A 25,379-nucleotide genomic window follows, 5' to 3' on the forward strand; every position below is an offset into this window, starting at 1 on the left:
GTGGTCACCCTAGAAACCTGTCTAGCTCGATCTAGCCGCTAATGCTATCACTCTACCCTATTTCCCCCTGGGGCTCGACAGTCGCAGGCGGCAGATTGCACTCGTCTTGCTGGATTTCATCCCAACGCCTAACCGAGTGCCACCTCTCTTGGTCGTACTCTTGATGCCCCCACCACGGAGAAACCAACGAACAGAGCGAGTTCCACGAGAGAATTACCTTCCAGCGGACTAGCTCCTGAGGCCCAGCATCCGCCTCAGGGAAGGACAGGCAATGCTGGAGTGTAACAACGTGATGCTGAAGGGCATTCTCGACAGAGCGCACCATTTTACGCTCAGCAGATCCCCGATCAGCCCGCGGGAGCCGGTCGGTTTGGGCCTTCATGAATGCCTCGAGGCGCTCCACATCGCGAAGGGTGACCTCCTTGCCGTAGCGAAGAACCTGCGCCTCCTGGGCCACCTCATTCTCACCCTGCGAATGTGTCACAACCTCTCCCAAATCGGCTCATCCCAATCAAAGTCGATATCCCCCGTCTCGGCGTCTCTCTTCCAGATGCGAGTCACATGCTCCCAGGGGATTCCCCCCTCAAATACCACTTCAGCTTCATGGGCATTCGGATTCACTCCCGGCCCGAGCCTAGCGTTCACGTCGATACCGCCCGGAGCTTTAATCTCGTACACGTATAGTCCGCGGTCAGGGCCGGCAGGAAAAGTTTGCGCCGTGTTGGCATGCTTGGAAGCACCGACGAAATTACTGGGGGTGTTGTTGACCACATAGTCCCAGAGGGTGGTATTCGAACCAGGGGCCTTGGGCGCAAAACCTCCGGCTGCCTCGATTACATCAGGCGCCCGCGAGTCGCCCCGATAGACCGTATCGCAGTTGTGAACGAGGACAGGAGCCGACCCGGCCAGCACATAGTACGTGTGGAAGTTGTTGATGGTGAGGTTGTGGGTGGTGACGGCGTAGGGGTAGTTGTGCTTGGTTTTGACGGTGAGGGTGGTGCCGTCGAGGCGGCGGAGTTGGTCGCCCGAGTTGAATTCGCCCGCGTCGACCCACTGGCGGCGGGTCTCGTTCCAGTGCGGGTGGTGGAGGGTGGAAGTGAGCTGGACGGGCGGGGCGCGGGGGTTGGAGTCGTCGGTGAGGGTGAGGTCCGTGAAGTCCTTGTCGTCCGGGGTGGTGATGGTGGCCGTCACCTGCTGGGGACGGGTCTCGCCGGTCTGGGGGTCGGTGGCCAGGACGGTGTCACCGACGCGGACGTCTTGGATCTCCTTGGTGGTGCCATCGGCCATCTGGACGCGGGTGCCGGTCGGGAAGCTGTTGCGCTTGAGGCACGCCGTCCCCGCGCCTGCCTCCCCACCGCCGCTGCTGTGGGATTCGGAAGAGCCTGCGCTGGTTTCGGCGTCGGATGTCTCTCGGGTGCTTCTCGCTTCCGTGCCGGCGCTGTCCGTTGCGGTTTCCTTGCCGGCTTTCTCCGCTCCTGACTGGACTGCCTTGACTTCGGCGTCGCGGGCTTCCTTGACGGCCGTCTTGGCCTTGGTCATGGCCGCGGCCGCGCGGGAGACTCCGCGTTCGGCTTCGTGGACGGCGTCGTAGGCCTTGTTGATTTCCTTGTAGATCTTGAAGGCCTTGATGCCGACCTTGATGGCCTTGGCGATCTTGCCCCACGGGACGGCGCTCAGGGCCGTGTTGATGCAGGCCATGACGTCGCCCTTGGTGAAGCAGTCGCGGGCGTCGTTGTAGCCGATCAGGTCGCCGATGAGGTCCACGACCTCGTGGATGAGGTGGTCCCGCCTCTGCTTGGCCTGGTGGAGTCGGGTCTTGGCCGGCTCGAGATCGTCGTCGACCCTCCCCTTGTGGTCCTCCATGGTCTGGGTCTTGATCCAGCTGCTTCCGCCGCATTCACCCTGCTCGCACTTGTACGCGAGGCCGCTGGGGTCCGACTTGTTGATCGGGTCGTTGTTGGAGTACGCGTACGCGTTCCACTGCTGAGGGTCGCCTGCGTCGAGGATCGGGTCCGGGCTGATGAAGCGGCCCGTCGTCGGGTCGTACTCCCGTGCTCCCAGGAGCGTGAAGCCGGTGGCGTTCTCCTTCGTGCCGCCGACGAAGCCCTTGTCGCCGGCCCAGGATCCGGGGGTCGGCGGGGTGCCGCGGTCGTTGCCGAAGGGGTCCGAGGCGCGGCGTACGTGGGCGAGGTCGGCGGCGTTGAACTGGACGCCGCCCGTGCCGTGGTGGTCGGAGCTCTGGTACGTGAGGTTGCTGGAGGTGCTGCTGGTGGTGGTGCGGGTGATGGACAGGCCGCCGGGGGCCGCGTAGGTGCGGACGTCGGTCACCTTGCCGGTGGTGGCGTTGAGGGTGATCTGGTCGGTGCCGAGGTTGAGGGTGGTGCCGTCCGGGTCGCGGCGGATGAGCTGGTTGCCGCCGGTGTCGTACAGGTAGCTGGTGCCGGCGCTCTCGCCGGTGCCGGTGATCTTGTCGAGCTTGCCCTGGTCGTTCCAGGTCAGGGTCCTGGTGCCCGGTGTGCTGGTGATGCTTGTGGTGTTGCCGCCCGCGTCGTACGTGTACGACACAGCCTTGGTGCCGGACGGGCCGGTTTCCGTGGAGGTCATCAGGGCGTGCGGGCCGCCCGTGCCGCCGCCGGTCTTCGGGTCCGTGGACGGGGTGTTCTGGCGGCCGCCGAAGGTCTGGGTGACCGTCGTGTCCTTGGCCGCGTCGCCCGTGACGTCCTTGCGGACCAGCTTCTTGCGGTTGCCGAGCAGGTCGTACTCGTACTGCTGCCAGTACGGCGCCGGCCCGCCCACGCTGGGCTTGCCCGCGGCGTCGACCGCCGGACCGCCGGCGTTGGCGCAGCCGCCGAGGCCGCGGACGCTGGGCTGCGGGGCGGTGGTCTGCGTGCCGGTGTCGGTCCAGGCTTGGGTCAGCCGGCCCAGGTAGTCGTGCGTGAAGCACTGCAGGTCGCGCTTGGCTCCGTCCTGCGTGTCGCCGATCGAGGTCAGCTGCCCGACCTGGTTGTAGGTGTAGTCGACCACGTCGACGCTCGCCGTCGCCGCGGTCTGCTTGTCGAGCGTGGAGCGGATCTGCCGCCCCGTTGCGACGTCGTAGTCGACGGTCGAGACGATCTGCTTGCCGGTCTTGCCGACCGTCGAGCGGATGACTTGGCCGTAGGGGTCACGCTGCAGATCGACGACGTACGGGGATCGCGTCGTGCCGATCATGCCGTCGAAGGCCACCAGGTTGCCCGCGGTGTCCGTGGAGAACGTCAGCGTCTCCGCGCCCAGGCCCGACTGCGGGACGGCCGGCAGGACGGTGGTGGCCAGTCGCCCCTGGGTGTCATAGGTGTTCTTGGACTCGTAGGTGCCCGCGAGCCCCTTCTCGACCGCGGGGATCGTGATTTTCGTGCCGAGAGGGCGGTAGCCGGCGTCGTAACCCGTGACTTCGGAGACGTAAGCGCTGCCGCCGGCTCCGCCGACGTAGCGGGTGCTCGAGGCCGGCTTGCCCAGGGCCTTGGTGTCGTAGGTGAAGCCGCCCACCTGCTTGGCCGGGTCGACGGCCTTGCCCTCGTACGTGGCGACGGCGCGGCCGAGGAGGTCGGTGACGGTGGTGGCGCTCTTGTTCCTGCCGTCGGTGACCGTCGTGAGGTTCTTGCTGTCGTCGTAGACGGTGGTGCTGCTACCGGCGTCCGGGTCCGTGGTCTGCACCACGCGGCCGAGGAGGTCGTAGGCGAACGTCCACTCGTTGCCCGCGGCGTCCTTGCGCCGCAGTTCCTTGCCCTGCGTGTTCCTCTCGTACGTCGTCTCGTCATACGGGCCCGTGGGGGTGTTCGACTTGTACTGGCGCAGCAGCGAGGTGGTCCCGTTGGTGATGGCCGCCGTCGCGTAGCCGCCGTTGGGCGGGATGGTGCGGGTCTCGTCGGCGCCCGGGTACTCCGTCCGCGTGCGCCACTGCTCCACGCCGTAGGACTGGAAGACGGACGCCGTGGTCCGGCCCAGGCCGTCGAAGACCGAGACGGTCTGCGCGGGGAGCTTGCTGTCGGGGTTGACCCCGCCGTTGGGCAGGAAGAGGGCCCCCGAGGGGCTTCCCTCGTCGTTGTAGTACGCGGCGCTGGTTTTCACCTGCCAGCCGTGCGAGTCGAACAGGGCGTCCGTGATCAGTCGCCCGGTGGTCCCGGAGGCCGGGTTGGCCTGCGTCTGGCGGATGCGGCCCAGGCCGTCGTAGATGGTGTAGCTGGTCGTGTACGAGTCGTCGTTCATGAGCGCCTGGCTCAGAACGCTGGACGCCGCATTGGTGCCGTTCATCGCGTACGAGTACTTGCGCACCGGCAGGGCGCCGTTGGCCCGTTCCTGCCCGGGCTGCCAGATGGAGACGACACGGCCGAAGGCGTCGTACTCGCGTTCGGCGACGTGCTTGTTCTCGTCGGTGGTCTTCAGCGGCAGCGAGCGGCCGGTGTCGAGGGTGGTGGTGGTCTTCCAACCCAGCGGGTTGGTGTGGGTGACCTCGGAGGGCAGGGCGCCGGTGGCCGGGTTGTACTCCGTGGTGGTCACCGCACCGTCGGGGTGGGCGGCGTCCTTGCGGGTCTTGTTGGTGTTGCTGGTGACGCGGCCGTACGCGTCGTACGTCGAGGTGGCGTTGAGGCGGTAGACCGGCTTGCCGGCGTCGTCGTACTTCTCCAGGACCGCCACACCGGTCTGGTCCGCGGTGGCGCCGGTCCGGCCGGCCGGCTGGTTGTCGAAGTACGCGAGGGTGTCGCCGACGGTGTTCGCGGCCGTGGGCGTCTGCCCGCAGGCTGCCGAGAGGATCAGGGTGCGGGAGACCAGCTGGGTCAGGGCGCCGCCGGGACCGGCCGCGTACTCGAAGGCGGTGCACAGCCGCTGCTCCGGGCGCGCCAGGTCCTTCTTGTCGTCGACCTTGGTCGGGCGCGACAGCAGGGTGTCGTCGTACTCGGAGGTGCGCTCGCTGGTGCGCCAGGTGCCGTCCGCCAGCTTGGCCCGGCTCGTGACCTGGGCCGTGTTCTGGGCGCGGGCGGTGATGGCGGGCATGCCGCCGGACTGGGCGCGGGTGGCGGTGACGTTCTTGCCGAGCCACGGGGTGGTGACCTCGTCGGCGACGACGGTGCCGCCGTCGCGGTCGTAGGTCTCGGTCTGGCGGACCCGTCCGGCCAGCACGTTCTCGTCCTTGATGTGGCCGCCCTGCGCGTCGTCGATCGTGACGCTGCGCGTGCTGCCGTTGGCGAGGACGTCTCCGTCCATGCCGCGCAGGTACGTGGCGACGCTCTTGGTGCGCGGGGCCTCGGCGGCATTGCCGTTGCCGGTGCGGGTGGTGACCGTGGCGAAGCCGCGGAACTGGTCCCAGGTGCGGGTCTTGGGGTCGGTGAACTCGGAGTCGTTGCGGTGCCAGGCGATGCCGCCGCCGTACTCGTACTCGGTGACGGTGGAGACCTGGCCGGCGACCATGTCCTGCTGGGTGACGGACTGGACGACGACCTTGTTGAACCAGTCGTTGACCGGGTCCGCGTAGGACTGCTTGGGCAGGTACCACTTGACCGGCATGCAGGCCATCGTGTTGGCGTCCTCGGAGGACGGCATCGTGCCCTTGACCCGGGAGCACTCCGGTGCCTTGTAGACGACGTTGATCAGGCCGCCGGTCTCGGTGGTGATCTTCTGGATGCGCGGGCGGTTGTAGCGGGGGGCGGAGGCCTCCGTACCGTCCGGGCGCTTGACGATGCCGTCGACGCGGTTGGGGATCTGCAGGGGCTCGAACGAGACGAGCGGGAGTTTCAGCTCCGGCTTGCCGTTGGACGCCCGGCGCTCGATGGAGTCGAGCCAGAGGGTGGGTGACGATCCGTCGCCCGGGTCCTGGAAGGACTGGTTGAGGACGTAGGTGTCCACCGGGCGGTAGCTGCTTCCCGCCAGCACCTCAGTTTTGATCCTGGTGATGCGCTTGGTGCTGAAGTACGTCGGGGAGAGGTTCAGGCACTGGCCGGTGGCCGCGCACTCCTGGTCGACGGGCGTGTCGGGCCAGGACTTCGCGTTGGTCTTGGTGCGCTGGGACGGGTCACAGGTGATGGTGCCGGCGGCGAAGCAGCGCTCCGCCGTGTCCAGCCACACTTGGGCGGCGGGCTTGAGCGTGCCCTTCGCGGCGATCTGCTCGGGCAGGCGCTGGCCGTAGCCGATCCAGACCGGGTAGCTGTCACGCTGGTAGCGCGTGGAGGTGCCGGTGCCGTTGTTCTGGCCGCCGCCGCGCCCGTAGTAGTTGTCCTCCTGCTCGTAGCGGTAGCTGGTGAGGTTCTGGTGCGGGTCGACGACGTAGTCGAGGTTCCACTGCCAGCCCAGCTGCTGCCAGGTGCCGTTGGCCGGGGTCTGCGCGCCCAGGCACTTGTCCTGGCCGCTGTTGAAGTAGACCGGCACCGTCGAGACGGACTTGGCCTCGGGGTCGGTTCCGTCACCGCCGGGCAGGCGGTTGGCGCCGAAGTAGTACTGCGTGCCGTCCGTGGTGGTGACCTTGAAGGCCTCGCCCTTCCAAGCAGCATTGCGCTGGCCCGTCAGCCGCTCGACCGTCGTGCCGTCGTCGTTCTGCAGGCGGTACACGCAGGTGGCGTCGTCGCGGACGATCTGGCCGGAATGCCCGGCCAGGTTCAGCGAGAGGATGTCGCCGGCCCAGCACTCGTCGCCCGAGTCCTTGATGCCGGCGTCCTTGCAGCCCTTGTACGAGCGGGAGATCGAGCCGGGGCTCCAGTCCCAGCCCTCACCGAAGGGGCCCGCCTGCGCGTTCGTGGACGCCGTGCGGCCGTCCACGGAGGACGAGTCGTAGCCGAGCGAGATGCCCGGACCCGCGCCGGCGATGCCGTTGGGCACCTCGACGGTGTAGCCGTAGGTGAAGTTGGCGGCGTTGGCCCCGGCCTGCCACGAGGCGGACGGCTGCAACGGGGTGGCCGTGTAGTCGCCGCTGGCGCCGTTCGGGCCCGCCTCGACGGCGATCGCCACGTCCTGGGCGGCCAGCATCTTCGGGACTGATGCAGAGCCCGCCTTGGCTCCGCCGGACCGATCCTTCCCGGACAGCACGGACGCAGCAGGGCTCGCGGGCAGGTCGACCTGCGCGACCAGACGTCCGGAAGCGTCCCGGTGCGAGGCCAGGGGTGTACGGGTCGTGCAACCGGCAGCGCCGGGAGTGGTCAGAGCACAGGTGGGCAGCCGCACCAGATAAGCGCGGTCGGCCCAGTTGGCGCCGGCCGACTTGGCCCACGGCGAGATGTCGAGAGCGACCTCGACCTTGCCCGGCGTGCCAGTGCCAGCCGCCGCATCGCCGAGGGCGACGAGCGCGCCGTTGACCCCCGCAGCGCGGGCTTTGGCAGCGTCCTTGACCTCGACCCGCAGGGTGCTGTCCTGGCCGGAACTGCTCGCCGAACCACCGGTGGCGCGGCTGGAAAACTCCCCTGATTGATTCACGCCATTTACAGGTGCGATCCAGACAGGAAGTTTACCGGCCTGGATCGCACCTGCTCCATCAGCCTTACGGGCGCCGCTTTCGAGGCCCACGGCGATCTCCGCCGCGCCCGACGGGATCTTGTTGTTCGAATCCAGGACCCATTTCCGGCCAGACGCCGCCTGTTTCGCCGAGCGTTTCGCGTCAGCACCCTTCACGGGTTTCGCATCAGGCAGCGGTGTATTGGGTGGGACCCATACCTTGGGTGGTTTCTCCGCCGCCTGCACAGCAGGTAGACCCAGGCCAGATAAGACAACCGCGAACGCCGCGACGACCGCGACGCGCGAGCGCCCGGGGCGCGAGCGCACGAAGAAACCACGCCTACGAGACAACCGAATCCCCCCACAGGACACAGGAAAAACGCCAACTCGGGCCACCGGGCCCAGAACAAGCGCACCCTACGAAGCGTTCGTTCGATTTATCACCGGAGTCTCAGATTCCCCTCGCGTGACTCATGTCACGCGACGGACAGCTCGGACGTTCGCCGCCCAAAACGGACACCAACTTGCCATAAAACGTTGACACGATTGCAGTCGTGAATAAAGAGTGCCGTTGACTTCTGTCCGTCTCACAGCTCAGGGGGGCCATACGTGAGGCCGTACTTCCTTGCACCGCGGACACCAAGGCCGGGGGGCCGCAGACGAGGTGCGCTGCGCGCCTCGATGCTGCCCGTCGCCAGTGCCGCCGTGCTCTCGTTCGGAGCAGGCCTCATCGCGGCTCCGCCGGCCGTGGCCGATGGCGGCGCCCGTGGTCACGGACCCGGGCAGAGCGCCTGGCCCGCGCCACCGCCCAAACCCGCCCCGAGCGCAGAGGCGACGGCCGTCAGCAAGGCTCTCGCCGAGGCCAGGAGCAGCGGGAAGCGGGTGGCTATCGCCGACCTGACGACCGCTGCCTCACAAACCTTCGCCAATCCGGGCGGCACGCTCACCACGGACACGGCTCCGGTACCGGAGCGCCTCAAGGGGCCGGACGGGCAGTGGCGCCCGCTCGACGCCACGCTGCGCACGGCACCGGACGGAAGCATCGTCCCTGCTGCGGTCCCCTCGAAGCTCAGTTTCTCGGGCGGCGGTACCGGCCCCATGGCTGCCATGGCCACCGCCGACGGCAAGAAGCTGGCCTTCAAGGCCCCGTTCGCGCTGCCCAAGCCGACCCTTCTGGGGGACAGCGCCCTCTACCGTGAGGTGCTCCCGAACGTGGACCTGCGGCTGACCGCCAACCGGCAGGGCGGCTGGAGCCAGGTCCTGATCGTGCGCACCGCGCAGGCGGCCGCCAACCCGGTGGTCAGGAAGCTACGGCTGGACGTGGAGGCCGACGGCCTGACCGTCACCGGCGACTCGGCCGGCAACCTCGACGTCAAGGACGCCCAGGGCAGAACCCGCTTCACCAGCCCGACTTCGTTCATGTGGGATTCGGCCGGCACCGCAGCTGCGCCCGCAGCCTCCGCCTCCCGCCTGGGGAAGTCGGCCGGCGCCGACGCCCCGCACTCCGCCCCGGCCGCCGAGCAGCCGCCCGCGGCCTCCACCGCGGACGGCCCGGGCGCGGGCGCGGCCGTCAAGCCGGTGCGGACGGCCGCCGACGCCAAGGGCATCGAGCTCGTTCCCGACCCGGAGCTGCTGAGCAAGGGAACCGGACCCTGGTTCATCGACCCGGGGTACAACCCCACGATCAACAACGGCAACCAGGCCTGGGCCCAGGTCCAGGAGGCCTACCCGAGCACCAACGAGTTCAACGGCACCGAGAACGGCCAGGACAAGCCGGCCACCGGCTACTGCGGCTACAACGTCGGCAACCCGCCCTGCACCGGCATCGGCCGCACGCGCGCCTACTTCCAGATCGGCGTCGACTCCAGGCTGTACAACACCGAGATCATCAACGCGACGTTCTCCGCCACCGTGATCTCCTCCTCCAGCCCCAGCACGCCCACACCGATGGGCCTGTACTCCACCAACCCCATCGGCAGCCCGACCAGCTGGAACAGGCAGCCCTGCGGCACCGGCTCCACCATGCAGGGCTGCAGCCAGGTCGGACACACCAGCATGTCGGGGACCGGCCAGATCGACTTCAACGTCACCGACCTCGTGAAGAACGCCGCCCGGTACCAGTGGCCGACCATCACCGTCGGCCTCGCACCGGATGACGAGTACAACAAGTACTACCGCCAGCGCTACGACAACGCCCCGCACATCAGCGTCGAGTACGACATCACGCCCACCGTCTGGTGGCCCCGTACCCGGCCCACACCCGGCTTCGCCGACACCGCCTCGTACGCCGACTGCCGCACGCCCGGCGCCGCCAACCCCTGGGACAACCCGGGCTGGGTCGGCGCCAACACCAACACCACCCTGACCACCGCCACCTACTCGGCCACCAAGCGCCAGCTCCAGACCACCTTCCAGTACTGGGACGACGACACCGGCAAGACCGAGTACGCCCAGACCGGCTGGAACGGCGACTACGGCGACGCGACCGTCGACATCGGCCTGCTGACCGACGGCCACCAGTACGGCTGGACGGCCCGCACCACGGACAGCACCCTGACCAGCACTGCCACCGACTGGTGCTTCTTCCGGGTCGACCGCACTCCGCCCACCGCGGCCGTCGCCTCCACCGACTTCCCCGCCTCCGGCACCCTCGACGCCCACCCCAAGCGCGCGGGCGAGGAGGGCACCTTCACCCTCAGCGGTACGGACCCCGCCCCGCCCGGCGGCGGCCGCAGCTCCGGGATGGCCTGCGCCCGCTGGACGACCGACCCCGTCAAGGCGACGGCCGTCAACTGGAAGTGCACGGACACCGAAGCCGGCATCACCAAGCTCACCGACGGCAAGGCCACCATCAAGATCACCCCGCAGCACTGGGGCACCAACCACCTCTTCCTGCAGACCCAGGACAACGCCGGCAACCTCTCCCAGCCCGTCGCCTACAGCTACTACGCCCCCGCCGACCCCAACAGCCCGGCACCGGTCTTCGGTGACGTCACCGGCGACCGGAAGGCCGACGTCCTCCTGCCCGACAGCTCGGGCGCGCTGCGTGTGATCGGCGGCGGCACCGACCCGGCCGCCGCGCCGAACGCACGCCCGCAGCTCGCCCCCGGGTGGAACGGCTGGAACGGCATCCAGACCACCCACCGCGGCAGCCTCGGCGACAAGAACGTCGACGATCTCTTCGCCCACCAGCCGGGCCAGCCCAACCTGTACCTCTACATCAACAACGCAGCCGGCGGCCGCCTGGACGGCGCAGCGCCCGCCAAGGTGGCCAAACCCGGCACCTGCGTGACGGCTTCCAGCACGCCGATCGACTGCACTGCCTACGGATACGGAGCCGACTGGTCCAAGACGACCCAGATCGCAGCGTTCGGTTCCCTGGGCGGGGACAGTGCCAAGGAGGGGGCGCTCGAGCGCACCTCCCTGCTGTTCGTCGAGAACGGACGGCTCTGGCTCGCCGTGGCGGGCACGGCCAACCAGCTCGCTCCCCAGGCGATGCTGCTCTCCGCCAACGACACCCGCTGGGACGGCTACGACCTGATCACCCCCGGCCACGCCCAGGGAACGGACTTCCCCACCCTGTGGGCACGCTCGAAGGCCGACGGCAGCCTGCACGCCTTCTCCGTCAAGGGCACCGCCCAGGCACCCGACCTCACCGGATTCACCGACCCCGCAGCGGGCCTGATCTCCGGCAAGGTGGACCCGAAGGCGTACCCGCGGGTCGGATCCGACGGCGACCTCACGGGTGACGGCATCCCCGACCTGTGGGCCGTCGACACCCGTCAGCAGCTCGTCGCCTTCAACGGCACCGGCACCGCCCCCAACGGCTCCACCGTCCCTTACCCGACCGCCACCGGCATCGCCCCGGCCACCGTCGCCCTCGGCAACCTCACCGTGCCCACGGCTCGCTGGCCCCTGGCCGGCGCGAACGGCACCACCACCCCCGACGCGGTAGGCACCAACCACGCCACGACCGCGAACATCACGTTCCCCGCGAACGAGACCGTCGACGGCCGCCCCACCCCGTACGCCGCGTTCAACGGCCCCGGCTCCACCATCACCGCCACCGGCCCGGCCGTGGACACCCGCAAGAGCTTCACGCTCAGCACGTGGGCCAAGCCCGACGCCAACGGCGGCATCATCGCCAGCCAGGACGGCAACCGGGCCAGCTCCTTCATCCTCTTCGCCGACCCCGACACGACACGCTGGCACTTCGCCGTCGCCTACGCCGACGTCGACGGCTGGCCGCTCGACGCCACCGGCATCACCAACGACAGCGCCCGGTTCACGCCCGGTGCCTGGACCCACCTCACCGCCGTCTACAACGCCGACTCCGGACTCATGAGCCTCTACGTCAACGGCGTCCTCGCGGGCAGCGGCCACCACCAGGCGTCCACGAGTCCCGCCCCCACCGGTCCCCTCGTCCTCGGCCGCTTCCGGGCCGAAGCAGGCAACCGCGGCCAGCTCAAGGGCGGCATCAGCAACTTCACCGTCTACCCGTACGCAGTCTCCCCCACGGCCCCGGACGCCGTGAGCCCGATCTCCCTGACCTCTTCGGCCGCCAACTGCATCGACAACGACTTCAACCGCCCCGACGACGGCAACAGGATCCAGATCGCCGGCTGCAACGGCACCGACGCCCAGAAGTTCCAGATCCGCGGCGACGGCACCATCCGCACCCAGGGCAAGTGCCTGAACGCAGCCAACGGCGGCACCGCGAACACCACCCCCATCGAGCTCCGGACCTGCGACGGGGCAGCCCCGAGCCAGCGCTTCCTGCCCCGGGCTGACGGCAGCATCCACCACCCCGTCTCCGGCCGCTGCCTCGACCTCGGCAACCTGAACACCGCCCCCGGGACCCAGCTCTGGCTGTGGGACTGCAACAGCGGCCCCGCCCAGCGCTGGACCGTCCCCACCCTCGCCACCGCCCCGCTCCCCGTCCCCCAACCCTCCTCCTAGCCCAGGACCCCGAACACAGCGGCGGCCGCCACCTCCAAGGGCGAGGTGGCGGCCGTTCGTGCGATGTGGGGGATGCGCCGATCCCCGCGCCGGCGGGGGACGTCCGGGCGGGGATCGGCGGGGTGCGGGGGGTCAGGAGTGTTCGGTGAGCCAGGTCCGCATGACGTGGTCGAAGCGGGCGGGCTCCTCCACGTGCGGCATGTGGCTGGACTCCTCGAACAGCTCCCAGCGCACCTGGGGGATGTGGTCCAGGAAGGGCTGCACCGTGAGCGGTGTCGCCTCGTCGTACGCGCCCGAGATGACGAGGGTGGGGGCCTCGATGGCGCTCAGGCGGTCGACGATGCTCCAGTCCTTCAGCGTCCCGATGACGTGGAAGTCCGTCGGGCCGTTCATGGTGCCGTAGACCGTGGGGTCGCTCTCCAGCGCCAGGAAGGTCGTGGCGACCTCCGCCGGCGGCGGGTCGACCCGGCAGACGTGGCGCCGGTAGAACTCCAGCGCCGCCTGCTGGTACTCGGGGTGGTGGAAGTCGCCGGTCGCCTCGTGGCGGCGCAGCGCGTCGCGCACCTCGGCCGGCGCCTCGTCCTTGAGCCGTTCGCACTCGGCCCGCCACAGCGGCATCGCGGCCGGCGAGTTGGCGATGACCAGCCCCCGCAGCCCGGCCGGCCGGCGCACCGCGTGCTCGGCGCCGAGCATGCCGCCCCAGGACTGGCCGAAGAGCAGGTAGTCGTCGGCGATGCCGAGGTGGGCGAGGAGGTTGTCGAGCTCGTCCAGGAAGAGCTCGACGGTCCAGAAGTCCGCCCCGGCGTCCGGCAGGCGGGTGGAGTTGCCGTTGCCGAGCTGGTCGTAGTGGACGACGGGGCGTCCGTCCGCGGCCAGCTCGGTCATCCGCAGCAGGTAGTCGTGCGTGGACCCGGGGCCGCCGTGGGCGACGACCAGGGGGGTCAGGCCGCTGTGCAGGTCGCCGGTGACCCGGTACCAGGTGTGGTGCCCCCTGAACGGGGCGAGTGCCTTGCGGCTGGGTGACAGGAACATGGCCCCCCTTTCTCCTCCCTCGGCCTCAGGCGCGGACGGCCTCGCGCCGGTAGCTGCGGACGACGGCGCCCGACAGCAGCAGCGTCCACGCGAGCAGCACGGCGCCGGCGATCCAGGCCCGGGTGTCGTGGAGCAGCGCCCCGTGGCCGATGTCGGCGAGCCAGTAGCTCGGCATGATCTTCACGATGGCGACGAGCCAGTCGGGGAACCCGGTGGTCGGCAGGAGCAGGCCGCCGAGGAAGCCGAACAGGATGATCAGGCCCTGGAGGTACATCTGCTGCTGCTCGGGGGCCACATACAGGCCGATGACGAGGCCGAGGACGGCGCAGGGCAGCGAGGCGATCCAGATGCCGAGGGTGATCTGCAGCCAGCCCGAGGTGGACATGTGCACGTCCTGCACGAGCCAGCCGAAGAGGGCGACGAACGCCGGGCCGGGCAGCGCCACGATCATCGCGACGAGCACCTTGGTGAGCAGGTACGTACGCGGCAGCAGCGGCGTCAGCCGCAGCTGGCGGTGCCAGCCGACGGCCCGCTCGTGGGAGACACGGGCGGTGGTGTGCATGGAGGAGGTGAACGCGCTGTACGCGGCGAGGCTGCACATCAGCCAGGCGCTGTAGGTGATGCCGTTCGACCCGGGGATGGTCTGGTTCTTGTAGAGCATGCACTCCAGCAGGTACATGACGACGGGAACGACGAACGCGAAGATCAGGAAGCGGGGGCCGCGCAGCATCCGCTTGATCTCGATGGCCAGGTAGCCGGTCATGCAGCTTCCTCCAGGGTGTCGGCCGCGTCCGCCGTGTCGGCGGCGGTCAGGGAGAGGAAGGCCTCTTCCAGGCCGGTGGCGCTGATCTCGATGTCGTGGGCCTCGGGGAAGGAGGCGATGAGGGCGCGGACGGCCTGGTCGGAGTCCTCGCAGTGCAGTTCGGCCTGGCCCAGGCGCAGGGTGGCGCCGTTCACGCCGGGGAGCTTCGCCAGCTCCTCGGCGGTCGCGCCGGGCACGGCGGCGCGCAGCATGCGGCCGGCGACGAGGGCGCGGATCTGGGCGACGGTGCCGTCGGCGGCGATCTGCCCGGAGCGCATCAGGACGACGCGGTCGGCGAACTCCTCGGCCTCGTCCAGGTAGTGGGTGGCGAAAACGACGGTGCGGCCGGTGTCGGTGAACTGGCGCATCGACTCCCAGAACTTGCGCCGGCTGCCCACGTCCATGGCGGAGGTCGGCTCGTCGAGCAGCAGCAGCTGCGGGTTGCCGATCAGGGCGCAGGCGAAGCGGGCGCGCTGGCGCTGGCCGCCGGAGAGCTTGGTGCCGCGGCGGTCGACGATGTCCTCGATGTTGGCGCGGCGCAGCACCTCGTCCATCGGGAGCGGGTTCTTGTACAGCGAGGAGATCATCCCGAGGGTCTCGCGCACCGACAGGTCGTCGATGAGGGAGCCCTCCTGCAGGACGGCGCTCGCCAGGCCCTCGCGGACGGCGATGTACGGGTCCTTGCCGAACAGGGTGACGGAGCCCGAGGTCGGCTTCGACAGGCCCAGGATCATGTCGACGGTGGTGGACTTGCCGGCCCCGTTGGGGCCGAGGAGGGCGACGACCTCGCCGGGGGCGATGGTCAGGTCGAGCCCCTTGACGGCCTGGACCTCGCCGTAGCTCTTGCGCAGTCCGGTCAGCCGGATGGCGGCCTCGGCGGCCGGGACGGCTGCCGCAGCAGGCGCTGCAGCAGGAGCCGCACCGGGGGCCGCAGCGGCAGTCGCAGCGGCAGCCGGAGCGGCGGTCCGCACGGCCGCGGGGGCCGGGGACGCGGTCTTCTCTCGGGTCTTCATGTCACATCCGGATGTGTCGGGCGAGGTCCTGGGCGGTCAGCAGCTCGGCGAGGGCCCGTGCGGCGCTCTCGTCGCGCAGGAGGTCCTTGTGCTCGCAGTCGAAGCGAAGTTCGCGGGCGACCAGGTCGCGGGCCGCCTCCTCCTGGCCGGCGTTGCGCAGCCGGTTCAGGCCGCTGTGCGGGCTCGCCGAGCTGAAGGCGACGGCGCGGGCCCAGCCGTCGGTGGAGCGGAACTCCCCGGCGGCCACCACGTACGCGACGAACGCGGTGAAGGAGTCGGTGAACTCCGCGCGGGTCTCCTCGTCGAGGTCGAGGATGTCGAAGGCGGCACCGCTGACCTCGCGGAACAGCGAGATCAGGGCCGCGCCCAGGACCTCGAGGTCCTCGGTGGACTCCAGCACCTCGTGTCCGGCGGCCGTGGCCCGGCCGATCTCCTCGGCGCCCACGATCGACTCGAACAGGTTGAGGGAGAGGTGGAACTGCCAGTAGAGCCCCAGTGCGTTGGCCTGCTCGGGGTCGAACAGGATCAGTTGCGGGGCGTGCTCCTGCCACTGCGTGATGCGGTCCGCCAGCGCGGTGGCGTAGGTGGCGCCGGCGCAGAAGCCGAGGACGGCGCTGACGGGACGGCCGCTGGCGCGGACCGTCTCGAACCAGCGGTCCAGGTAGGTGGCGGATCCGGTCCCGAGGTCCGTGGCAATGGCCTGGGGAAGCGTCTCCCATGCCGGGCGGCCGGTCGCGGCCAGCTCCAGCAGGTCGGCGAACCGGGCGTCGGGACGGCCGGTGGCCGTGAAGTCGACGGCGAGCACCAGTCCTTGCGAGCTGTTCCCGCCGATGTCGAGCCACGCGTCGTTCGTCTGCACCGGCTTCCCCTGTCTTTCCTGGCTGCGGGCGTCTGGGCGATTTGATGCTAGGAGCGGGCCCAAGTCCTGGGATCCCCTACGTCCACCCCTAGCGCCCCTTGTCCCAGGGCCCCTTGCGCCCCTCCCGTCACACGGTTCGCACCACGCACGGAAGGGGCGCCCCGGTGGTCCGGGACGCCCCTTTGCCGTCCTTTGCCGCGGCCCAACCGTGCCGCAAGCGGCAGGTGGTAAGGCGCGCAGCCGGGCGGTACTACGCGGCGTCGGCAGCCGCCTCCGCAGCCGCCTCCGCAGCCTCGGCCGCTTCGTCGAGTTCCTCCTCCAGGAACTCCACGACCTCCTCCGGCGTGGCGTACTCGTACACGAGCGCCGCCGGCAGCTTCAGCCCCAGCGCCCGCCCGATCCGGTCCCGGAACTCCACCGCGACCAGCGAGGAGAAGCCCTGGTCGATGAAGTCCCCGTCCGCCGGGACCTCCTCCGCCGAGTCGTGGCCGAGGACGGCCGCGGCCTCGCTGCGGACCAGCTCCAGCAGCAGCGCGGCGCGCTCCGCCCCGGCAGCCGTGCGCAGCGCCGCCCGCAGCACCTCCCCGGCGTCGGCGGCGGCGTCCTCCTCCTCACCGGGTACGGACACGGGTACGTGTACGGAGTCGGCCGCCCCCGGTGCGGTGCGCCCGGCCGCCGCCAGCCAGTAGTGCCGGTGCCGGAACGCGTACAGCGGCAGCGGGATCCGCCGGGCGCCGGGCAGCAGCCCCGCCCAGTCGACCGGCGCACCGCGCAACGCGAGCCGGGCCAGCGCCTCGACGGCGGCGAGCGGGCCGCTGCGGTCGGCGCGCTGGGCCGGGATGACGGCGGCGCGCTCGGGGGCGGCGAGGCAGTCGGCGAGGAGCCCGGACAGGACCGCGTCGGGGCCGAGTTCCACGAAGGTGTCCGCGCCCTCGGCCTCCAGGGCGGCGACCGCGTCGGCGAAGCGGACGGTCTCGCGGACGTGGCGCACCCAGTAGCGCGGGTCGGCGAGCTCCTCCGGGGCCGCGGCCTTCCCGGTCAGGGTGGACACCACGGGGATGCGGGTCGGCCCGTACGAGAGGGAGGCGGCGACCCGGTGGAACTCCTCCAGCATCGGGTCGAGGAGGGAGGAGTGGAAGGCGTGGCTGACGGCCAGCAGCTTCGTCTTGTGGCCCTGCTCCTTGAAGCGGGCGGCGAGCTCCTCGACCGCGGCGGCCGGCCCGGAGACGACCACGGCCCGCGGCCCGTTGACGGCGGCGAGGTCGAGCCCGTCCCCCAGGTGCGGCCGTACGTCGTCCTCGGCGGCGGCGATCGCGGCCATGGCCCCGCCGGCCGGCAGGGCCTGCATGAGCCGGCCGCGGGCGGCCACCAGGCGGGCCGCGTCGGGCAGCGACCACAGGCCGGCGACGTGGGCTGCGGCCAGCTCGCCGATGGAGTGCCCGGCCAGCAGGTCGGGAGCGGCGCCCCAGGACTCCAGCAGCCGGAAGAGGGCCACTTCGAGGGCGAACAGGGCGGGCTGGGCGTACCCGGTGGTGTCGAGGGCGGCGGCGTCCTCGGCGGTGTCGCCGAAGAGCACCTCGCGCAGCGGGCGCGCCGGGGCCAGGTGCTCGTCGAGGGCGGCGCACACCTCGTCCAGCGCGGCGGCGAACACCGGCTGGGCGGCGTACAGTTCGCGGCCCATGCCGGGGCGCTGGCTGCCCTGCCCGGTGAACAGGAACGCGGTCCGGCCGCCGCCCGGGGCCTCCTGCACCAGGCCGGGGGCGGAGCGGCCCTCGGCGAGCGCGCCCAGGGCGCGGTGCAGGCCCTCGGCGTCGGCGGCCACCGCGGCGGCCCGCTGGGGCAGGGCGCTGCGAGTGGTGGCGAGGGAGAACGCCACGTCCGCGGGGTCGGCGTCGGCGGCCGGGTCGGCGAGCAGCCGGGCGGCCTGGGCGCGCAGCGCCTCCGGAGTCCGCCCGGACAGCAGCCACGGCACGGCGGGCGGCGCGGGCCGGTCCCCGGCCGCGGCGTCGGCCTCCTCCACGTCGGGAGCCTGCTCCAGGATGACGTGGACGTTGGTGCCGCTGATGCCGAACGCCGAGACGGCGGCCCGGCGCGGCCGGTCCACCGCCGGCCAGGGCCGGTTCTCGGTCAGCAGGGAGACCCGGCCCGCGGACCAGTCGACGTGCGGGGTTGCCTCGTCGATGTGCAGGGAGCGCGGCAGCAGCCCGTGGCGCAGCGCCTGCACGGTCTTGATGACGCCGGCGGCCCCGGCGGCGGCCTGGGTGTGACCCAGGTTGGACTTGACCGAGCCCAGCCACAGCGGCCGGTCCCCGTCCCGGTCCTGGCCGTACGTCGCCAGCAGCGCCTGCGCTTCGATGGGGTCGCCGAGCTTCGTGCCGGTGCCGTGCGCCTCGACCGCGTCCACGTCGCCGGTGGACAGCCCGGCGGCGGCCAGCGCCTCCAGGATGACCTGCTGCTGGGCGGGGCCGCTGGGGGCGGTGAGCCCGTTGCTGGCGCCGTCCTGGCTGATGGCGGAGCCGCGGACCACGGCCAGGACGCGGTGTCCGTTGCGCCGGGCGTCGGAAAGCCGCTCCAGCAGCAGGACGCCGACGCCCTCGGACCAGCCGGTGCCGTCGGCGGCGGCCGCGAACGGCTTGCAGCGGCCGTCGGGGGCGAGGCCGCGCTGCCGGCTGAAGTCCACGAAGGTGTCGGGGGTGGCCATCACGGTGACACCGCCGGCCAGCGCGAGCGAGCACTCGCCGCCGCGCAGCGCCTGCACGGCGAGGTGCAGGGTGACCAGCGACGAGGAGCAGGCGGTGTCGACGGTGACGGCCGGGCCCTGCAGGCCGAGCGCGTAACTGATCCGGCCGGACAGGACGCTGCCCGCGGTGCCGGTGCCGAGGAAGCCCTCGACGCCGTCGGGGATGGCGGCCCGGTCGGAGCCGTAGTCGTGGTACATGATCCCCGCGTATACGCCGGTACGGGTGCCGCGCACGGTGGCGGGGTCGATCCCGGCGTCCTCGAAGGCCTCCCACGCCGACTCCAGCAGCAGCCGCTGCTGCGGGTCCATGGCGAGGGCCTCGCGCGGGCTGATCCCGAAGAAGCCGGCGTCGAAGAAGCCGGCCCCGTCGAGGAAGCCGCCCTCGCGGGCGTAGCTCTTGCCGAGCGCCTCGGGGTCGGGGTCGTAGAGGTTGTCCAGGTCCCAGCCGCGGTCCTCGGGGAAGCCGCGGATGCCGTCGCGGCCGTTCTCCAGCAGCTCCCACAGCTCGTCGGGGGTGGTGACCCCGCCGGGGAAGCGGCAGGCCATGCCGACGATCGCGATGGGCTCGCGGACCCGGTCCTCCAGTTCCTGGATCCGGTGGCGGGCGGCCACAAGGTCGGCGGCGGCCCGCTTGAGGTAGTCGCGCAGCTTCTGCTCGCGCTCCGCGTCAGGGGTGTGCGTCGCGGTCATGAAGGTCAGCTCCTTGTCTCGCCGTCGAGGAGGGCGAACAGTTCGTCGTCGGAGGCGGCGGCGAGGTCGGGGGCGTCGGGCAGGCCGCCCGGCTCGGCGGCACCGGCCGCGGACCCGGCGCGTTCGGCATCGGCCCAGCGCGCGGCCAGGGCCTGGAGCCGGACGGTGACCTTGGTCCGGGTCAGCTTGTCCAGGCCGTCCGCGGCCAGCAGCGGCTCCAGCGCGTCCAGGCCGGTGAGCAGGGCGGTGGCCGGGTCGTCGGCGGCCGGGGCGAGGGTGCGGTGCAGGTGGACGGCGAGCTCGTACGGGCTCGGGTGGTCGAAGACGAGGGTGGCGGGCAGCCGTACCCCGGTGAGGGTGGAGAGGGTGTTGCGGAACTCGACGGCGGTGAGAGAGTCGAACCCGAAGTCCTTGAACGGCTTGTTCACCTCGACCTGCTGTCCGGGCGCGAAGCCGAGGACGGCGGCGACCTGCCCGCACACCAGGTCCACGAGATATTGGGCGCGGTCGGCGGGCGTCGCCAGCGCGGCGAGCCTCGCGGCGAGGCCCTCGCCCGCGGTCCCGGCCCCGTCCCCGGCGCCGGCGGCGGTGCGCCGGACAGGGGTCCGCACGAGGCCGCGCAGCAGGCCCGGGACGTGCTCGCCGAGGGAGCGGGCCAGGGCCGGCAGGTCGAGGCGGACCGGTACGGCCAGGGCCCGCGGGCCGGCGGTGGCAGCGTCGAACAGGGCGAGGCCCTCCTCGGCGTCCAGCGCCCGGACCCCCGTACGGGCCATGCGGTCCAGGTCGGCGCCGGTCAGCGCGGCGCCCATGCCGCCGGCCTCCGGGTGCCACAGGCCCCAGGCCAGCGAGGTGGCGGGCAGCCCCTGGGCCCGGCGGTGCGCGGCGAGGGCGTCGAGGTAGGCGTTGGCCGCGGCGTAGTTGCCCTGGCCGGGCCCGCCGAGGACGCCGGCGGCGGAGGAGAACAGCACGAAGGCGTCCAGCTCCAGGTCGGCGGTCAGCTCGTGCAGGTGGCGGGCGGCCTCGGCCTTGGCGGCGAGGACCCGGGCCACCTGGCCGGGGGTGAGGGAGGCGATCGTGCCGTCGTCGACGACGCCCGCGGCATGGACCACACCGGTGACGGGGTGCGCGGCGAGCAGTGCGGCCACGGCATCCCGGTCGGCGACGTCACAGGCCGCCAGCACCACGGACGACGCCCCCGCAGCCTCGAGCTCCGCAGCCAGCTCACGGGCCCCCGGAGCCTCCGCGCCCCGACGTCCGACGAGCACCAGGCTCCGCACCCCGTGCTCGGCCACCAGGTGCCGCGCGGTCAGCGCACCGAGCCCACCGGTACCACCGGTGATCAGGACGGTCCCGTCCTCCCGGAACACCGGCGCCTGGGCGTCGGCGTCCGGGACGGCGCGCACCAGCCGCGGCGCGGACAGCACGCCGTCCCTCAGGACGAGTTCGCTCTCGTCGCCGTCCAGTACGGAGGCGGGCACCGGGCTGTCGTCGCGGTCCAGGAGCAGGATCCGGCCGGGGTGCTCCGCCTGGGCGGTGCGCACCAGGCCGGTGACGGCCGCCTGCGCCGGGTCGGCGACGTCCTCGCCGGGCAGGGCGAGGGCGCCGCGGGTGGCCACGAGGAGCCGCTGCTCGTCGTGGGCCGGGTCGTCGAGCCAGCCCTGCAGGGCCTCCAGCGCGGCGGTGGCCGCCTCGGTCGGGGTGGTCGCGCCGCTGCCGGGGATGTACGCGGACCAGCCGGGGGCGGGGCTGCTCATCGCGGGCCCTTCGCCGAGCGGCAGGGCCTGCGGGCGGGCCCCGGTGGGGGCGGGCAGGGCGGTCCAGTCGATCCCGTACAGGCTCTGCGGGCCGACGGTGCGGGCGCCGAGGGCGGACAGCGGGATCGGGCGCAGGGTGAGGGCGTCGATGCCGAGGACCGGCAGCCCGGCCGGGTCGGCGGCCTCGACGGCGACGGTGCCGGGCGTCCTGCCCGGGGTCAGCCGCACCCGCAGGGCGGTGGCGCCCTCGGCGTGCAGGGCGACTCCGGACCAGGCGAACGGCAGCCAGGCGGATCCCGGTTCGGGGTCGGGCAGCAGCCCGCCGAGGCCGAGGGCGTGCAGGGCGGCGTCGAGCAGGGCCGGGTGCACGGTGTGGCCGGCGGTGTCGGTGTCGCCGGGCAGGGCCACCTCGGCGAGGACGGCGTCACCGGAGCGCCAGGCCCCGGTCAGGCCCTGGAAGACGGGCCCGTACTCCAGGCCGCCGGCGGCGAGCTGCGCGTACAGGGCGGTGGTGTCGAGCGGCACGGCCCCGGCGGGCGGCCAGACGGCGTCCGCAGCGCCCCCGGCCGACACCGCCGTCGGGGCCGCGGTCAGGACGCCCTCGGCGTGCAGGGTCCACGGCGCCCCGTCGGCGGCGGCCTCCTCGGCCCGGGAATGCACGGTGACGCTGCGCCCGCCGTCCGCCGAGGGGCCCGGCTCCCCGAGCCGCACCCGCAGCTGGACGCCGTCCCCCTCGGGGATCACCAGCGGTGCGTGCAGGGTGAGTTCCTCCAGCAGGCCGCAGCCCGCCCCGTCCCCGGCCCGTACGGCGAGGTCCACCAGGGCCGCACCGGGCAGGACGACGGTCCCGGCGACCGCGTGGTCGGCGAGCCAGGGCTGCCGGGCGAGCGAGAGCCGGCCGGTGAACAGCAGCTCGTCCGAGCCGGGCGCGTGGACGGCGGCACCGAGCAGCGGGTGCCCGGCGGCGGCGAGCCCGAGGTCGCCGGGCTCGCCGGCGGGCTGGGAGGCGGCGCTGTACCAGTACGAGCGGTGCTGGAAGGGGTAGGTGGGCAGGTCCAGGATCCCGGTGCGGGAAGCACCGAACAGCACGGGCCAGTCGACGCCGGTGCCGTGGGTGTGCAGGCGGGCGAGGGCCTCGGTGAGGGCCTGCGGCTCGGGCCGGTCGCTGCGGACCGCGGGGATGGCCACGGACTCCTCACCGAGGGATTCGGCGGCCATCGCGGTGAGCACCGCGTCCGGACCGAGCTCCAGGAAGGTGGTGACGCCCTGCTCCTGGAGGGCGGCGACGGCATCCGCGAAGCGCACGGCCTCCCGCACGTGCCGCACCCAGTACTCGGGGTCCGACAGCTCCTCGTACGAGGCCGGCCGGCCGGTCAGCGTGGAGACGAGCGGGGTCTTCAGCGGCTTGTACTCCAGGAACCGGGCGAACTGCCGGAAGTCCTCGAGCATCGGCTCCATCAGCGGCGAGTGGAACGCATGGCTGACCACGAGCCGCTTGGTCTTCCGCCCGGCCTCCGCGAAGTGCGCGACAACGGCCTCGACGGCAGCCTCGGCCCCCGAGACGACCACCGAGGTCGGCCCGTTGACGGCGGCGATACCGACGCCCTCGCCCAGCAGCGCCCGCACCTCCTCCTCGGTGGCCTGCACGGCAGCCATCGCACCACCGGCGGGCAGCGCCTGCATCAGCCGACCACGGGCAGCCACCAGCAGAGCCGCATCCTCCAGCGACCACAGCCCGGCCACGTACGCAGCAGCCAGCTCACCGATCGAATGCCCGGCCACGGCCTGCGGGCGGATCCCGAAGGACTCCACGAGCCGGTACAGGGCGACTTCGAGCGCGAACAGGGCGGGCTGGGTGAAGCCGGTCCGGTCGAGGTCGACGGGGTCCTCGTCGAACAGGACCTCCTTCAGGGGGCGCCCCAGGTGCTCGTCGAGCGCGGCGCACACCTCGTCGAGGGCGGCGGCGAACACCGGGTAGCGGGCGTACAGTTCGCGGCCCGCACCGGCCCGCTGGCTGCCCTGGCCGGTGAACAGGAAGGCCGGGCGGCTGCCGTCGGCGGCGGCCCGGAAGGTGCCGGGGGCGCTCGCGCCGGCGGCCAGGGCGTCGAGCCCGGCCAGCAGGCCGTCCCGGTCGGCGGCCACGACGGCCGCCCGGTGGGCGAAGGGAGCGCGCTGCGTGGCCAGGGCCAGCCCGACGGCGGCCGGGTCGAGCTCCGGCCGGTCGGCGGCGAACTCCCGCAGCCGGGCGGCGTGCTCGCGCAGCGCGTCGGCGGTCTTGGCGGAGACCAGCCAGGGCACGGCGGGCAGCGCGGCGAGCCCGCCCTCGGCCTGCGGGGCGTCAGCACCCTCTCCGTCGGCCTCCGGCTCCTCGGCCGGCGCCTCCTCCACGATGACGTGCGCGTTGGTCCCGCTGATCCCGAACGAGGAGACACCGGCCCTGCGGACCCGCTCCCCGGCCGGCCACGGCCGGGCCTCGGTCAGCAGCGAGACGGCGCCCGCCTCCCAGTCCACGTGGCTGCTCGGGGCGTCCACGCCCAGCGTCATCGGCAGCGTCTCGTTGCGCAGCGCCTCGACCATCTTGATGACGCCCGCCACACCGGCGGCGCCCTGCGTGTGCCCGAGGTTGGACTTCACGGAACCCAGCCACAGGGGCCGGTCCTCGGGCCGGTTCTGTCCGTACGCGGCGAGCAGCGCGCCCGCCTCGATCGGATCGCCGAGCTTGGTGCCGGTGCCGTGCGCCTCGACGGCGTCGACCTCGGCCGGGGCCAGCCGGGCGGCGGCAAGGGCCTGGCGGATGACCCGCTGCTGGGAGGGACCGTTGGGGGCGGTCAGGCCGTTGCTGGCGCCGTCCTGGTTGATTGCCGACCCGCGTACGACGGCCAGCACCCGGTGCCCGTTCCTGCGCGCGTCGGACAGCTTCTCCAGCACCAGGACGCCGACGCCCTCGGAGAGCCCGGTGCCGTCCGCGGCCTCCGCGAAGGCCTTGCAGCGGCCGTCTGCGGCCAGCCCGTCGGCGCGGCTGAACTCCAGGAACGTACCGGCCGAGCCCATGACGGTGACCCCGCCGGCCAGTGCGAGCGAGCACTCGCCGCTGCGCAGGGCCTGCCCGGCCAGGTGCACGGCCACCAGCGAGGACGAGCAGGCGGTGTCGACGGTGACGGCCGGGCCCTCGAGGCCGAGGGCGTACGAGACGCGGCCGGACAGCACGCTGGAGGCGACGCCGGTCATCATGTGCCCGGCGATGGCGTCCGGCATACGGGCGAGGCCGCGCAGGTAGTCGTTGCTGCTCACGCCCGCGTACACGGCGGTCGGGGTGCCGGCGAGGGTGCCGGGGTCGATGCCGGCCCGCTCCAGCGCCTCCCAGCAGGTCTCCAGCAGGACCCGCTGCTGGGGGTCCATCGCGAGGGCCTCGCGGGGGCTGATCCCGAAGAACTCCGCGTCGAAGTCGGCGGCGCCCTGCAGGAATCCGGCGCGGCGCTCCGCCGCGGCCTGCTCGCCGACGCGCTCGCGCTCGCTGTCGGCGAGCTGGCCGAGGGTCCAGCCGCGGTCGGTGGGGAACGCGGACATGCCGTCGCGGCCGTCGGCGACGAGCTGCCACAGTTGCTCGGGGGAGGCGACGCCGCCGGGGAAGCGGCAGGCCATGCCGACGATGGCGATCGGCTCGTGGTCCTTGTCCTGGGCCTCCCGCAGCCGTCGACGGGTGTCGTGCAGGTCGGCGGCGACCCGCTTGAGCGTGTCGACCAGCTGCTTCTGATCAGCCATGGCTCTCTCTTTCCGTATCCGGTCCCCGGCTGCGCCGCCGCAGACCGGCGGGGGGTGCGGTGAAGCGGTATCGCGCCCCGCCTGTGCGCCGTTGAAGCCCGGCCGAAGCCGCGCCTTAGCGACCGCTGCGCGGAGCCATCTCCCCGCCCCGCCCTTTCGCCGTATCCGCCTCAATCGCCGGCGCGGCTCAAAGATTCGGGGGCTCCGCCCCCGGCCCCCCGCGCCTCAAACGCCGGCGGGGCTGAATTTTGCCGCTGCGCGGCAAATCCAGCCCGCGCGGCGTTTGAGCGCACCGGGCGCGAAGCGCCCGGGT

8 protein-coding genes are annotated in these 25,379 nt (G+C 72.0%); 1 reads left to right on the forward strand and 7 read right to left on the reverse strand.

What is annotated here, in order from left to right; translation table 11 throughout:
• Positions 1-480: 480 nt before the first annotated feature.
• Positions 481-7,437 carry an RHS repeat-associated core domain-containing protein gene (locus ABZ924_RS25220; RefSeq protein ID WP_361913959.1) on the reverse strand — a complete coding sequence of 2,319 codons (6,957 nt, stop codon included), beginning with the start codon at positions 7,435-7,437 and terminating at the stop codon, positions 481-483.
• A gap of 900 nt (positions 7,438-8,337) precedes the next feature.
• Here ABZ924_RS25220 and ABZ924_RS25225 point away from each other — a divergent pair.
• Positions 8,338-12,414, forward strand: coding sequence for a ricin-type beta-trefoil lectin domain protein (locus tag ABZ924_RS25225; RefSeq protein WP_361913962.1), 4,077 nt, complete (start codon positions 8,338-8,340; stop codon positions 12,412-12,414).
• A gap of 132 nt (positions 12,415-12,546) precedes the next feature.
• Here the strand turns inward: ABZ924_RS25225 and ABZ924_RS25230 are convergent, their stop codons facing one another.
• From ABZ924_RS25230 to ABZ924_RS25255, 6 genes are all read right to left on the reverse strand, one after another.
• Positions 12,547-13,446, reverse strand: a complete 900-nt coding sequence (locus ABZ924_RS25230; protein WP_361913965.1) for a proline iminopeptidase-family hydrolase — start codon at positions 13,444-13,446, stop codon at positions 12,547-12,549.
• Positions 13,447-13,471: 25 nt separating this feature from the next.
• A complete protein-coding gene (locus ABZ924_RS25235) occupies positions 13,472-14,209 on the reverse strand; it encodes an ABC transporter permease (protein WP_361913968.1) in 738 nt (245 codons plus the stop codon).
• Positions 14,206-15,261: an ABC transporter ATP-binding protein gene (locus ABZ924_RS25240; RefSeq protein ID WP_361913971.1), complete on the reverse strand. Its 1,056-nt coding sequence runs from the start codon at positions 15,259-15,261 to the stop codon at positions 14,206-14,208. Before ABZ924_RS25240 ends, ABZ924_RS25235 begins: the two co-directional genes overlap by 4 nt.
• Before the next feature lies 1 nt (position 15,262).
• Positions 15,263-16,120 (reverse strand): hypothetical protein, encoded by an 858-nt coding sequence (locus ABZ924_RS25245; RefSeq protein WP_361913974.1) that lies wholly within the window; start codon positions 16,118-16,120, stop codon positions 15,263-15,265.
• 250 nt (positions 16,121-16,370) lie between these two features.
• Positions 16,371-19,550, reverse strand: coding sequence for a type I polyketide synthase (locus ABZ924_RS25250; RefSeq protein ID WP_361913977.1), 3,180 nt, complete (start codon positions 19,548-19,550; stop codon positions 16,371-16,373).
• Between the two features lie 5 nt (positions 19,551-19,555).
• Positions 19,556-25,066 carry an SDR family NAD(P)-dependent oxidoreductase gene (locus ABZ924_RS25255; protein ID WP_361913980.1) on the reverse strand — a complete coding sequence of 1,837 codons (5,511 nt, stop codon included), beginning with the start codon at positions 25,064-25,066 and terminating at the stop codon, positions 19,556-19,558.
• Positions 25,067-25,379: the final 313 nt, after the last annotated feature.

It is taken from the genome of Streptomyces sp. NPDC046876 (genome assembly GCF_040645035.1).
Classification (GTDB): Bacteria; Actinomycetota; Actinomycetes; order Streptomycetales; family Streptomycetaceae; genus Streptomyces.

Coding starts and splice junctions, on each gene's coding strand:
- ABZ924_RS25230 (WP_361913965.1), bottom strand. CDS start 13,446: ATGTTCCTGTCACCCAGCCGCAAGGCACTCGCCCCGTTCAGGGGGCAC.
- ABZ924_RS25235 (WP_361913968.1), bottom strand. CDS start 14,209: ATGACCGGCTACCTGGCCATCGAGATCAAGCGGATGCTGCGCGGCCCC.
- ABZ924_RS25240 (WP_361913971.1), bottom strand. CDS start 15,261: ATGAAGACCCGAGAGAAGACCGCGTCCCCGGCCCCCGCGGCCGTGCGG.
- ABZ924_RS25250 (WP_361913977.1), bottom strand. CDS start 19,550: ATGACCGCGACGCACACCCCTGACGCGGAGCGCGAGCAGAAGCTGCGC.
- ABZ924_RS25255 (WP_361913980.1), bottom strand. CDS start 25,066: ATGGCTGATCAGAAGCAGCTGGTCGACACGCTCAAGCGGGTCGCCGCC.